The following is a 12,621-nucleotide window of genomic DNA, read 5'->3' as shown; positions in this document are numbered from 1 at the left end:
AGGGCTGCTCACCCCTGCTGGAGGTACGCCCACATGCGGGAACACAGACCGCCGACGATGCTGATCACCGGTGCGGCGGGGATGCTGGGCTCCGCGCTCGTGCCCGCCGCGTCCGCCGCCGGGTACCGGGTCGTCGCCACCGACATCCAGCCCGGCATGCCCCGCCTGGACGTTCGCGACGGCGCCGCCGTCGAGGAGGCCGTCGAGGACATCGGTCCGGACGTGCTGGTGCACCTGGCGGCCCTGACGGACCTTGAGCAGTGCGAGCGGGATCCGGCCGCGGCGATGCTGACCAACGCCGCCGGTACCGCCCACGTCGCCCGCGCCGCCGCCAGCAGGGAAATCCCGCTGGCCTACATCAGCACCGCGGGGGTCTTCGACGGCCACAACGCCAACGGCTACCACGAAACCGACCCGGTGAACCCGATCAACACGTATGGCGCCAGCAAGTATGCCGGCGAGGAGGCCATCCGGCGGTACTGCGCCCGCGCGGCGATCGTCCGGGCCGGCTGGATGATGGGCGGCGGCCAACGCGACCACAAGTTCGTCGGCGCGGTCCTAGCGCAGATCCGCGCCGGCGCCCCGGTCATTCACGCCGTCACCGATCGGACCGGCACCCCCACTTACACCCGTGACTTCGCCGCGGCACTGCTGGGGCTGGCCGCTGTCGGCTGGGACGGGTTGTTTCACCTCGCCGGGCATGGTGCCGCTTGCCGGTACGACGTCGCCGCGCACCTGCTGCACGCGCTCGGCGTCAACGACCGGATCCGGCTGGAGCCCGTCGCCTCCTCGTTCTTCACCGCCCGTTACCCGGTGACCCGGCCCGTGTGCGAGGTGCTGCACAACACCGCCGCCGCCCGCCTCGGCCTGGACCGGATGCGTGGCTGGCAGCAGGCGCTTACCGCCTACCTGCACACGGACTTCCCCGCCGACCTGCCCGCCACCGGGACCGGCCGGCTCGCCACCATGGGACAACCGCGGTGATCACTGACGTGTGGTTCTTCCAGCCACGAACCATGGCCAAGGCCAACTACGCCACCGCGGCCGGGCAGGAACAGACCTGGACGCCGTGGTGGGCGTGTTACCTGACCCCCGCCGCCGGCGCCACCGGCCTGGCCGTGCACCTGATCGACGCGCGGGTCGACCCCGAGTGGCGCACCCGGGTGGCCGCCCTCGGCCCGCGGGACGTGCTCGCGGTGACCGCAATGACCGGCGCCGCGCTGCGCGACGCGCTCGACGCTTCCGACCTGGCTCGATCGCTGGGCGCCTACGTCGTCTGGGGCGGCCCGCACCCCACCCTGTTCCCGGCCGAAACTCTCGCCCAGTCGGCCGCGCATGCGGTCGTGCCCGGCTTCGGCCATGCCGGGTTCGCGCTGCTGCTGCGCCGGCTCACCGGCACCGCGCCCCCGCCGTCCCCGCAGGACCCGAGAATCCTCACCGAAGGCGGCACACCGCTGCCCCTCACGCCGGCCCGCCCGCACCGCGGCGGCACCATCGACGCTGTCGATCCGGTCCCGTCCCTGGAGCTGATCACCGACTGGGAACCCTACGTCAACCCGGACGTGGCGATCGCCGAACGGACCGTCAACTACGTGACCTCCGAGGGCTGCCTGCGCCGCTGCACGTTCTGCTCCGAGCCGGAGACCTCCGGGCACTCCTGGTACGTACGGCCCGTGGCTCGGGCGGTCGAGGTGATCGCGGACATGGCCGCCCGGGCTCGGGCCGGCGGGATCAAGCTGCACGACCCGAACTTCTTCCACGACCCGCAGCGGGCCGGCGAGTTCGCGGCCCGCATCGCCGAACAGGTCGCCCTGCCGTGGGCGGCGAGCCTGCACCCGGCCGACCTGCAGGCGATGCCCGACAGCCAACTGCACGCGGCGGCCGCCGCCGGCCTGTGTCGGGTCCTGGTCGGGATGGAGACACCCGTGCCGGAACTGATCAAGCTGTCGAACAAGCGGTACGACCCGGCCGGCATCGCGCACATGGTGCGCCGGCTCAGCGCCGCCGGGGTCCGGGGCATGTTCACCTTCATCGTCGGCTGGCCAGATGCCGATCCGGGCCACTACCAGCAAACCATCGACTGCGCCTTCGCCATCCGCGACCTCGACCCCGCCCACCAATGCAAGATCCATTTCTTGGAGCCGTGGCCGGGAACCCCGATCGAAAAGATGCTGCGCCGCCGAGGCGTCACGATGCCGCACACCCTCACCGACTGGGCCGAGATCGACTACTACCAGGCCCAGGTCACCGGCCTGCACGACCCGCGCTACACGGCCATCGTCCGCGAGGCGAACCGTGCGCTCTCCCCCTACATCGACGCGTAAGGGCGGCCCACCATGACCGAGCACCGCGCCGATCCCCAGCCAGACGAGGCACTGCGGTTCGTGCGCGCCTCCGTGGCCAACCAATGCAACCTCTCGTGCGTCTACTGCCCGAAAGACGCCGGCATGGAGAACCACGTCCCCGCCACCCTGCGGGGCCGCCGGCTGAGCACGCCCGCCTACCAGCGCGTCCTCGACGCGCTCGCCGACGGCGGCGTGATCGGCGGAATCTCCTTCACCGGCGGCGAGCCGACCCTGAACCCCGATCTGCCGGCGCTGGTGGCCCACGCCCGCAGCCGATACCGGCGCGTCGAGCTGACCACCAACGGGCGCAAGCTGCCGCAACAGCTCGACCGGCTCGCCCCGCACCTGGACGTGATCAAGGTGTCGCTGGACTCCCACGACCGGGAGTTGTCACACCAAATCATGCGAGGCCGGCCAGCCGACCACGACCGTGCCCTGGACGCGATCGGCCTGTCGCTGGCCGCCGGCCTGACCGTCGGGGTCAACGTCGTCGTCATGCGCCGCAACCTCAACCAGATCGCGGCCATCATCCGCACCATCGCCGACCTGCACGCCCGCGCCGGCGCGGGAACGGTGTACGTGTCACTGCTCGACCTGTACTACACACCCTCGACCCGCACCCTGTGGCAGCAGGAGTTCGTGCCGCTGGACGCGCTCAGCCAGCGCCTGGCCGCCGAGCTCGGCGGCGGCATCGAGCAGCACCGCAAGGGCTGCGTCATCCGCTGGTTCAACCACGGCGGCGTGCAGATCCGCGTCAAGGACAGCCACGAAAGCACCTTCCGCGGCGCGCGGTGCCGCAGCTGCGCGATCTACTGCCAGGAGGGCTTCTACGGGCTGAAACTGTCCGTCGAAGGGTGGCTGACACCATGCCCGAGCGGCGCCGAGGATCTCGGGGTCCACCTGCCGGCGAACCTCAGCGATCAACAATTGCGAGAGCGGATCGCGCCCCTGGTCCACGAGCTGGCCGGCACCACACTCGCCCCCGGCTCGTTCAACACATTCCTGGCCCGCAACGACCTGCGCATCGACGACAAGGACGGGCGTACACGGCTCCCGCTGACGGTCCTGCCCGGCGGCCACCGATGACCGCCGACACCAGCATGCCCGTTCCCCGCCCGTCGCCGGCCGCGCTCGCCGCGTACCACGAGGCCGCCAACGTCGACGCCGCACCCGACCCGGACTCGGCCGGCCTACGGCACGCGCTCGCCGCGCACTACGCCATCCCGGACGCGGGTGTGCGCGTCGGACCCGGCACCGCGGCCCTGCTGCACTCCACGATCGCCCGGCAGGCGCCGGCCGGCGGCGAGGTGATCTGCTCGGCCCCCTCCTGGCCCCCCTATGCCCACCTCACCGCGGCGTACGGGATGCGTCCCCGGCTCGTTCCGCTGGCCGGCTACGCCCATGACCTCGCCGCCATCACCGCCGCGATCACCGCGCACACCCGACTGATCCTGCTGGACAGCCCGCACTGCGTAACCGGCGCCACCGTGCCCCTGCACGAGGCGCGGACGCTGGCCCGCGCGCTGCCGGACGGGGCCGCCCTCGTCTATGACAACGTCTACGGCGAATACCAGGACGACGACCTGACCGCCGCCATCCGCGACACCGTCACCTCCGGCGCCCGGATCCTCGTATGCCGCACCTTCTCCAAAGCCCACCACCTGTTCGGGCTGCGGGTCGGCTACCTGCTCGCCCACCCCCACGTCATGCACTCACACGGGCCGACGATCCTGCGCTACGACGTCAGCCGCCCCGGCCAGGCCGCCGCCCTGGCCAGCCTCAACGACCCGGCGCACCTGGACCGCAACCGGAGCCTGGTGCAGGCCAACCGCCGCCAGGCCGGCGAGCTGCTGGCCCGCGCCGGCATCGCGCACTCGCCCGGGCAGGGCCACGGCGTCCTGTTCGCTCCCGCCGACCCGGCCGGCGTCACCGCGCGGCTGCGCGCGGCCGGCGCGACCGTCCGCACCCCCGACGAGCACGGCGTCCACGGGCACCTGCACCTACGCGTCGACGACCTGCCCACCGACGACCTGCTGAACACGCTCACCTCCTCGCTGGAGAGCACATGACGCCCACCGTCAACGTCATCTACATCCGTGGGACCGTCGCGGCTCTGGGCCGCTTCGCCCCCCTGCTCACCACCCACACACCCTGGACCTATCGGCTCGTCGCCAACGGCTGCCCGCCAGACGAGGTCGCGCTGCTGCACCACATCGCCGCCCAGCACGAGCACCTGACCGTGCACGACCTGAGCACCGGCGAGGTCATCCCGCTCGGCAAGGCCCTGTGCCAGCTCGCCGACACATTCGCGCACGAGGAGTTCTTCGCGTTCATGGACTCCGACATCGTCGTCACCGCCGACATCACCGGTGACCTGACCACACTGCTGGAACGCCACGACGCGGTGTTCACCGGCACCCCGATCTGGGCCCAACCCGAGGACACCATCCTGACCCGCGCGCACCGGGAGGTGTGCGGCCCGCACACCCACACGAAGGACGGCCTGCTACTCGGCGGCTCCTACGCCGGCATCTGCCACCGTACGGCACTCGACGACGTACGGCCCCGCTGCCACGTCACCGCCGACAAGTACACCGCCGCCGACCTGGCCACGCTCACGCCCGGCTTCCGCGGCTTCCTCGCCGACCACCAGCTGCTGCGCGACGACTACACGCCCATGAAGCTGCTCACCCTCGCCTTCGCGTACACCGGCCATACCGCCGCCTACACCGACATCGACGCCCTGCACCACATCGGCGGGTTCTCCATGACCACCTACCAGCAGCAACTCGACGCCGGCACCGCCGCCGACCCAGCCACCGCCGCGGAGATCATCGACTTCGCCGACACCCGCCGCCACATGGCACGCAAACGCGCCGTCTGCGCCCGCATCACCGGCTCGTTCGCCGCGATCGACACCACTGGCCGGCCCCGCCGCGTGCCGACGTTCCCCCCCGACCTCGAACAGCGCATCCGCCTCATCGAAGACCTCTACGCCCGCCACGCCCCCACCGTCACCAGCTGACCACCGCCGGAAGGGCCTCCCCTGCCATGACCACAATCGACACCACCCGCGCGCTGTGGGACGAAAGCGCCGCCGCCTATGACCAGCACACCCGCCGGTTCGGCACCCACGACCGAATCACCGCCACCCTCACCCTGCTCGCCCCACGCGATCCCGCCACCATCCTCGATTTCGGCTGCGGCCCCGGCAACTCCACCCGCCTGCTGCGACGCGCTTTCCCGAGCGCCACCATCCACGGCGTCGACTCCTCAGCGGCGATGATCAACATCGCGCGGCGCACCACCAGCCCTGGCGTCAGCTTCCACCACACCGACCTCATCACCGACGAGGCGCCCGAGCCCTTGGCCCCTGAAAGCGTGTCGCTGGTCGTGTGCGCCAACTCTTTGTTTCACGTCGCCGCCAAACGCGCCCTCCTGACCCGCCTCACGCCGCTGCTCACCCGGGACGCGATGGTCGTCTTCAGCGCTCCCGAGAACGTGTTCCGACCCTCGGACCGGCTCGCCTGGCCAATGCGCGCCGAGTCCCACGACACGCTCATGGACCTGCTGCTCGACCGGCTCCGCCGCCGCGGCCACCAGGTACACGCCCGGCAGGAGGACCGAGAAATCCTCACCGAGGAAGGCATGTCCGACCTGTTCGCCGGCGTCGGGCTCACCGTCCGATGCGGAGCCATCCTGCGGCTGCGCCGCACACCGGCCGAACGGCTCTCGTTCTTCGCCGTCGCCTCAACCGCCGCCGAAGTGTTCCCCGCCGTCCCGCCGGCGCACGTACAGGCCGCCGCCGCCGAACTGTCCGCGACCGTCGCCGGGCTGCCCGCCCAGGAACGCAGCCTGTTCGCCTTCACCGCCACCCGGACCCAGCCATGACCGACATCCCTCAGCAGCGAAAAACCCACCCGAAGGTGGCAGCGACCAACCCGCCCGGCCCCGGACCTACCCGTACAATCAGCCCAGTGTCAGTGGCCAGCGACCAGCCCAAAGAAGCGTGTGGCGTCTTCGGCGTCCGCGACCCCCAGCAACCCGTATCGCACCTGACCTACCTCGGCCTCTACGCCCTGCAACACCGGGGCCAGGAATCCGCAGGCATCGCAGTCAGCGACGGCACCAAGATCCTGGTCGACAAGGATATGGGCTTGGTCTCCACCATCTTCGACGAACACCGGTTACGGGCACTGCCCGGCGGCATGGCCATCGGCCACACCCGCTACGCCACCACCGGTGCCAGCGCCTGGGCCAACGCCCAACCCGTCTCCCGCTCCGCGGGCAACCACTCCTTCGCCCTCGGCCACAACGGCAACCTCGTCAACACCACCGACCTCGCCGGCGGACAACCCAACCTCGGCAGCGACAGCGACGTCATCGCCGGCCTCCTCGCCGACACACTCACCAGCCAAGACGACGGCGATCTCATCGCGGCCATGACCGGCGTCCTGCCCCGCCTGCAGGGCGCCTACTCACTGGTGGTCATGGACGAAACCCGGCTGATAGGCGCCCGCGACCCGCACGGCTTCCGACCGCTGTTCCTCGGCCGGCTCGACACCGGAGGCTGGGTCCTCGCCTCCGAAACCCCAGCACTCGACGTGGTCGGCGCCCGCCTGATCCGCGAGATCGACCCCGCCGAAATCGTGATCATCGACGACGACGGCGTCCGCAGCATCCAGTTCGCCGCGCCACAACCACGAGCGCTGTGCTCATTCGAGTTCGTCTACATCGCCCGGCCCGACGGCGTGCTCGCCGGTACCGGCGTACACGCCGCCCGTCGGCGAATGGGCAAGGCCCTGGCCCAGCAGGCGCCCGTCGACGCCGACCTGGTCATGCCGATCCCGGACTCCTCGATCCCTGGCGCACAGGGCTACGCCGCCGCCTCCGGCATCGAGTACGGCGACGGCCTGATCAAGAACCGGTACATCGGACGTACCTTCATCGCCCCCACCCAGGCCCTCCGCGAAAGCGCGGTCCGGATCAAGTTCAACCCGATCGTCGACATGGTTGCGGGAAAACGACTCATCGTGGTCGAAGACTCAATCGTGCGCGCCACCACCCTGCGCGGCACCATGGGAATGCTCCGCGACGCGGGCGCCGCCGAAATCCACCTGCGTGTGCTGTCCCCGCCATACCGATGGTCCTGCTTCTACGGCCTCGACACCGGCGACCGCAGCAAACTCATCGCCGCGACCATGACCACCGAACAGATCCGCGACCACCTCGACGCCGACTCCCTCGCCTACCTCACCCTCGACCGCCTACGCGAAGCCATCTCCCCCACCCCGGACGGGTTGTGCACCGCCTGCCTCACCGGCGACTACCCCACCCCACAAAGCTGACGGAACGCGATCGCAGGTCCACAGGTTGCGCCCGCATCGGCAAGGCCGCCGGAGTCGACCCCCCCATCAGGCCGTGACCGACCTGGCCTCGCTGCTCGGCGCATGGGGCTTCCAGCAGACCAGCTCCAACGCCAAGGCCCCGACCTAATTCCAGATCGTCCACTGTGGATACATCTATCCGGGAACCTAGTGTTCGTTCTTGGCTGGGGTGAGCTGGATCTCGCGGCGGTAGCGGCTGCCCGCCTGGTCGTCGCGGATGGCCCGGGCGACCGTGGCGGCGGTAGGCGCTCCGGTGGGGTCGGTGGGCCAGGTGTACTCCCACCAGCCGTCGTCGCGGCGGCGACTCCGGGGCTCGTGCCATACGGCGGTGACCGGGACGCCCAGCACGGTGGTGACCCGGTCGGCCAGGGCTCGGATCCGCTCGGCGCGAGTCGGCAGCGCCGGCATGAGTTCCCGCAGCGGCGATGGGCGGCCCGGCCGCACCCCTCGCACGGTTTCCCAGTCGATGCCGTCGATCTCGCGTAGGTCCTCCAGGTCGCCCACGTTGAACAGGCCGACCGACACGTCGGCGCGGTCGTCCGGGCACCGCTCCGCGGCGCGGTGGACCGGGCGGATCAGCCCGGCGGCTACCAGGTGGTCCAGCTCGACCCGGCGCACCTCCAGCACCTCGGCGGCCCGCTCGGCGTCCACGGTGCGGACCCGGCGCAGCCGGTCGCACAGGTCCGTGTCGGCGGCCAGGGCCTCGACGTCGGCCCGGGCGTACCGGCCCCACCGTCCCGGCGCGATGTCCCGGGCGTGGGTCTCACGGGTCAGCTCGTCATCGGTCCAGCCCAGCCGGGCCGCGGCGTCTCGGAGGCTCATGCTGGCGGCGAACCACTCCTGCCGGGCGGCCACCGCCACGGCGAGAGCCTCGGTACCCGCGACTGCGTCAACGGCGTCCAGGTCGTACAGCGGCCGACCCTTGTAATGGTCGACGACAGGAAGAAGGCCGAGGTCGGCCAGGGTCTCGATGTCCTCGTACCGCACCGGCAACCCAGTCGCCTCGGCCAACAGCTCGGCGCACCGGGCCGCACCCAGCGGCCACCTCCGCTCCTGCGCCGCCGGCGTGCTGCCGGACGTGCCCCCGAATGCCGCAGCGTCATCAGCGGCCGGGCCGACCGCTGTCGTCTGCTCGGTTGTGTCCATCACCGGCTCCCCCCTGCCCGGCGACGCCGGCCGGTGATCGCCCGACCGGACACCTCGGCGGGCACCCGCACAGGACCAGGCGTCGGGACTGGCGGCTCATAGCCGGGCATCCGGACCACGGCGTAGACGTGGGAGTACGCCCCCCGGTTCCTTACCCCACCGGGCTGGACCTCGGCGCCACCGGCGCGTAGCCGGTCCAGGAAAGCCCTGGCCTCGGCCTCATCGCCCTCGAGTCTGAGCTGCAACATGCCGCCACAATAGACACAGTCAAGCACCCTGTCAAAGAACAAAAGCGCAGTTCATCGGCATCCCAACCGCTTGTTAGTCATATGTCTAATAGGCGCGCCAGGCGGCCTTCTCGGGTCGCTCAGACGTTAGGAACTGGGTCGATATCCAGCGCGCGGCAGATCGCCGCGCGAAGAACCATCCCGGTCGTGACGATGGCCGCCTGCAGCCGGTCGCGTTCGGCCAACTCGGCGTTGCTGGGGCCAAGTCCACGCCAGACGCGCCCGCCGCGGTGCGTGCCTCGATGCGCCTCGCCGTGCCTGCCGTACCACCGTTGTAGGGCCTTGATGTGGGGGGCCGAGCTCCAGTGGCACCCGCGCGCCAGGACCTGGCCGAGGTCGTCGGGAATGTCCAGGGCAACTCGGGCGGTCCAGCGCCGGTCCGTGGTGCCCCAGGGGCGGGCCTTTCGCGAGCGATGCCCGGCCGGTACCGGTCGCCAGGTCCGCGCCAGCCACCCTCGCTCGGCTAGTTCGTCGCGCAGGGCCGGCACCACCACCGCCGAACGGGTACCCGACAGGCGCCCGGCGCCGCGCTCGACCTCATAGGCGGCCTGCGCCGCAGCCAGCCACCGGGCCCGCTGCGCCGGCGACAGGTCCTCGGGCTGCTCCGCCTTCCGCGCGCGCCACCACTCGCGCTCAGCCGCCTTCTCGGCTCGAACCCGCTCGGCGAGGCTGTCGCCCAACTCGGCTCTGCACCGCACCACGAACAGCAACAGCACACCTCCCAGCAGCAGAGTGTAACAAGTAGTCATATGTCTAACAGGCACTCAGGCCCTCCGGGTAGCCGGCGGGAAATGTGTGGGTTCTCAGGGAATCTGATCCGCCCGGCTGCGGGGCCGTGGTGAGGACCGTCGATAGCCTTGGGCGGTTCTGGATCACGGGGAGGCGGGTCGCTTGGACCATGCCAGGCAACCGCGTACGCGCCAACCAGGCACGCCCACACCGGTTCGACCATCCGAGCTGAGTCTGATCGCCGGCAAAGAGGAGTCGGTCCCCGCGGCGAGGTGGCCGCGGGAACCGACTCCGTTGTGCGCTCGGCCATCGTCGAGGGTGCCGGCGACGCTGGTCAGGTGCTTACCAAGGGCGAGCGATCCACGGTGTGGAGGTGCACTGCCGGTCCTCCCAGATGCAGGCGAAGAACTGGCCACCCGCCCGGGGCACGCCCACCATCGGAGTGAACCCGGATGCCCCCTTGCGGAGCCTGGTAGTCGTGGACTTTCGGGCGGTGAGTCGATCGCTGAAGTTGTAGCGCTCGATGAGGATGTAGTCGGACATCCCGTCGGCGTGGACATTGCTCCAGCGACTCCAGGTAGCCCTGCACGCCGGGGAGAAACGGAGCTCTACTCGGTTGGGGCCGCGGGTGAACTCCCGGACGGTCACGGCGTCCGACGAACACCCGGCCTTGTTGGGGTTCCGGCCGGTGCAGGTCCCACCGTGGCACGCCGGCGCGGCTTGCGCCGGCGCGGCGGACAGCAGCGAACCGCCGACCGCGATCAGTGCGGCCGTCGCGGCCACCAAACGCCTTCCACGTGCTCTGGTCACGAAGATCCTCTCCAATAGGTAGCTGACTCGGGTGGCTGGACAGGTCGCCCGGCCACCCGAGGATGCGACTTCTCGAGCGGGCCCGGGGCCCGGCACGGCGTACTGCCGGCCCCGGAACTTGCCTGGGTGCTGGCCAGGCTGGATAGATGGGCTTGATAGATGGGCTGGCTAGCGGCGGTACACGGTGCCGTGGCCCTTAACGTCGTAACCGACGTTGGGAACCCGGTACTCGAAGTGGTACGTGGCTGAGCCGTCGTGGTGCGGCCAGCAGAAGCTGTGCACCTTGCCGTTGTTGCTGAACCGGTGGGTCTCCAGCCTGACGTCGGGGCGGAGAGCACGGTTCTTGATCAGGGTGACGAGGATGTACGGGGTCGCCGCCCGGTTCTGCACGTAGTCAGCTCGGTAGCGGTTGCAGAAGTTGCCGCTGGGCGTCCTCATGTCCCGCCCACGCAGCGTGCTGTCGAAGCTGACCCGGTAGTCGAACAGGCGCCGACCAGCAGCAAGCACCACTGGGCCACCTGCGTCGCCTTGAGACGCCGCGACCGCAACCCGGACAGGTGCGTTGTCCGCCGCGCGGGCCGGTGTAGCCGCGCCCGCAGTCAACGCCAGGGTCGCCACTCCGGCCATCAACGCCCCAATCGCCGAGCCCGGCGGGGCAGTACCCGTAGCCTGTTTCATGACCACTTGTCTCCCTTCTGCCCTCGGCGTTTCCAAGGGCAGAAGCCACCCTCAGGGGGCAAAAAACGGCAGAAAAGAAGGCAGGAACTGCGACAACGGCAAGAACGTTTCCGCAGGTCACCGGGCCGGCCAAAACCCGGCAGGAACAGGTCCATGATCCAGATAGCGGCCTGATGCCAGTTTCCCGATGATCACGCGAAGAAAGGTCTGAAGTTGGGGCGTCCTCTTGAATCGGCCGAACCCTCGGCCGACGCGAGTCGGCGGTTGGTCGACGCAATGGAACACGCAGGGATGAGCGTGCCTGGTCTGGCCACAAGATTGGAGGGGGTAAACGAACGAGATGTGAGACGTTGGCGCTCCGGCAAGGACCGGGGGCCCAGCCGCCAGCAAGCCGACATGCTCGCCGAGGTATTTAACGATCCGGGCGTCGTGACCTGGTGGCAATGGCGAGACACCGCTCAGCGACCCACACGCGATGGACGGGCCACAGTGGTCGCTCCACCGCCCAGGTTCGGACCAGGCCGCGCGAAGTCCCTGCTCAAAGCCGCGACGGTACGGCTCAAATCCCTGTCGCCCCGCAGGAAGGTAGCGCTGGGAGCAGTCGTGCTGGTGCTCGCCGTCACGGCCACCGCGGGGCTGCTCGCGCGGCGTGGAGCAACCGACTCGCCGACGGACTCGGCAACCGGCCCGTCAGCATCCCCTTCGACCACCACACCTCAAGGCGTCTTGACCACCTTTGAAGCACCGATCAACGGCGCCATGGTCGGCACGCAGAAGCCATACGCGCACACAATCAGCCTGTGGACACTGCCGAGCACCAACTCGAACTGCGAGTTAAGCCCCTGTATCCCCGGCTCGACACCAGCCGCCACGGTGACTCTGCCCGCAACGGTGCAGGTCACATGCGTAACGACCGGCCAAAAGATTCGCAACGGCGAACCCGGCGTAAACGACGACTACTTCTACGAAGACGACCGCTGGCTCCGGACAGCTCCACACCCTGACATCGACGGCACCGGCTACCTGAGCAACATCTGGTTCGCTCGCGACAAGCTACCCACCAACCTCCCCGACTGCCCGAGGCCCTAGGCCCCGACCAAGGAACGGCCAACCTAGCGCCGCCAACAGGCGCAGGCCGAAGAGGCGTCGACAGCGAAGACTCAAGCGCTTGCCGACGCCTCTTCATGGACATCGCAGTGGCGCCCACGCAGCGCGAACGTCGTGATCGACGGCATACAC

At 70.0% G+C, this 12,621-nt stretch carries 13 protein-coding genes; 8 read left to right on the top strand and 5 right to left on the bottom strand.

Going from position 1 to position 12,621, the window contains the following annotated elements; all coding sequences use genetic code 11:
- Window positions 1-33: 33 nt before the first annotated feature.
- The 7 genes from V6V89_RS10180 (at window position 34) to purF (ending at window position 7,693) form a co-directional block, all read left to right on the top strand.
- Window positions 34-984 (top strand): SDR family oxidoreductase, encoded by a 951-nt coding sequence (locus V6V89_RS10180; protein ID WP_334618774.1) that lies wholly within the window; start codon window positions 34-36, stop codon window positions 982-984.
- Entirely contained in the window at window positions 981-2,324 is a 1,344-nt protein-coding gene (locus V6V89_RS10175) for a B12-binding domain-containing radical SAM protein (protein ID WP_334618773.1), read from the top strand. Before V6V89_RS10180 ends, V6V89_RS10175 begins: the two co-directional genes overlap by 4 nt.
- A 12-nt stretch (window positions 2,325-2,336) precedes the next feature.
- Window positions 2,337-3,431, top strand: coding sequence for a radical SAM protein (locus tag V6V89_RS10170; protein WP_334618772.1), 1,095 nt, complete (start codon window positions 2,337-2,339; stop codon window positions 3,429-3,431).
- Window positions 3,428-4,414: an aminotransferase class I/II-fold pyridoxal phosphate-dependent enzyme gene (locus V6V89_RS10165; RefSeq protein ID WP_334618771.1), complete on the top strand. Its 987-nt coding sequence runs from the start codon at window positions 3,428-3,430 to the stop codon at window positions 4,412-4,414. Before V6V89_RS10170 ends, V6V89_RS10165 begins: the two co-directional genes overlap by 4 nt.
- Window positions 4,411-5,370, top strand: coding sequence for a hypothetical protein (locus V6V89_RS10160; protein WP_334618770.1), 960 nt, complete (start codon window positions 4,411-4,413; stop codon window positions 5,368-5,370). Before V6V89_RS10165 ends, V6V89_RS10160 begins: the two co-directional genes overlap by 4 nt.
- A gap of 26 nt (window positions 5,371-5,396) precedes the next feature.
- Complete coding sequence (locus tag V6V89_RS10155) at window positions 5,397-6,236, top strand: class I SAM-dependent methyltransferase (RefSeq protein ID WP_334618769.1); 840 nt, start codon at window positions 5,397-5,399, stop codon at window positions 6,234-6,236.
- A gap of 86 nt (window positions 6,237-6,322) precedes the next feature.
- Entirely contained in the window at window positions 6,323-7,693 is a 1,371-nt protein-coding gene (gene purF, locus V6V89_RS10150) for an amidophosphoribosyltransferase (RefSeq protein WP_334618768.1), read from the top strand.
- Between the two features lie 186 nt (window positions 7,694-7,879).
- Here the strand turns inward: purF and V6V89_RS10145 are convergent, their stop codons facing one another.
- The 5 genes from V6V89_RS10145 to V6V89_RS10125 all read right to left on the bottom strand — a co-directional run bounded on the left by V6V89_RS10145 (window position 7,880) and on the right by V6V89_RS10125 (window position 11,214).
- The gene (locus V6V89_RS10145) at window positions 7,880-8,878 is read right to left on the bottom strand and encodes a hypothetical protein (protein WP_334618767.1); all 999 of its coding nucleotides are present in this window, start codon (window positions 8,876-8,878) and stop codon (window positions 7,880-7,882) included.
- Window positions 8,878-9,126: a hypothetical protein gene (locus tag V6V89_RS10140; RefSeq protein ID WP_334618766.1), complete on the bottom strand. Its 249-nt coding sequence runs from the start codon at window positions 9,124-9,126 to the stop codon at window positions 8,878-8,880. Before V6V89_RS10140 ends, V6V89_RS10145 begins: the two co-directional genes overlap by 1 nt.
- A 119-nt stretch (window positions 9,127-9,245) precedes the next feature.
- Window positions 9,246-9,914: a hypothetical protein gene (locus V6V89_RS10135; RefSeq protein WP_334618765.1), complete on the bottom strand. Its 669-nt coding sequence runs from the start codon at window positions 9,912-9,914 to the stop codon at window positions 9,246-9,248.
- Between the two features lie 322 nt (window positions 9,915-10,236).
- The gene (locus V6V89_RS10130; protein ID WP_334618764.1) at window positions 10,237-10,704 is read right to left on the bottom strand and encodes a DUF2690 domain-containing protein; all 468 of its coding nucleotides are present in this window, start codon (window positions 10,702-10,704) and stop codon (window positions 10,237-10,239) included.
- A gap of 168 nt (window positions 10,705-10,872) precedes the next feature.
- On the bottom strand, window positions 10,873-11,214 hold the full coding sequence (locus V6V89_RS10125) for a hypothetical protein (protein WP_334618763.1): 342 nt from the start codon (window positions 11,212-11,214) through the stop codon (window positions 10,873-10,875).
- Between the two features lie 771 nt (window positions 11,215-11,985).
- On the opposite strand from V6V89_RS10125, the gene V6V89_RS10120 reads away from it, so the two are divergent.
- Complete coding sequence (locus tag V6V89_RS10120; RefSeq protein ID WP_334618762.1) at window positions 11,986-12,471, top strand: hypothetical protein; 486 nt, start codon at window positions 11,986-11,988, stop codon at window positions 12,469-12,471.
- The last annotated feature ends 150 nt before the right edge of the window (window positions 12,472-12,621 follow it).

This window comes from Micromonospora sp. CPCC 206061, assembly GCF_036906915.1.
GTDB lineage: Bacteria > Actinomycetota > Actinomycetes > Mycobacteriales > Micromonosporaceae > Phytohabitans.
The sequence above is the reverse complement of the archived record's forward strand: the minus strand, read 5'-3'. Positions and strand labels throughout refer to the sequence as shown.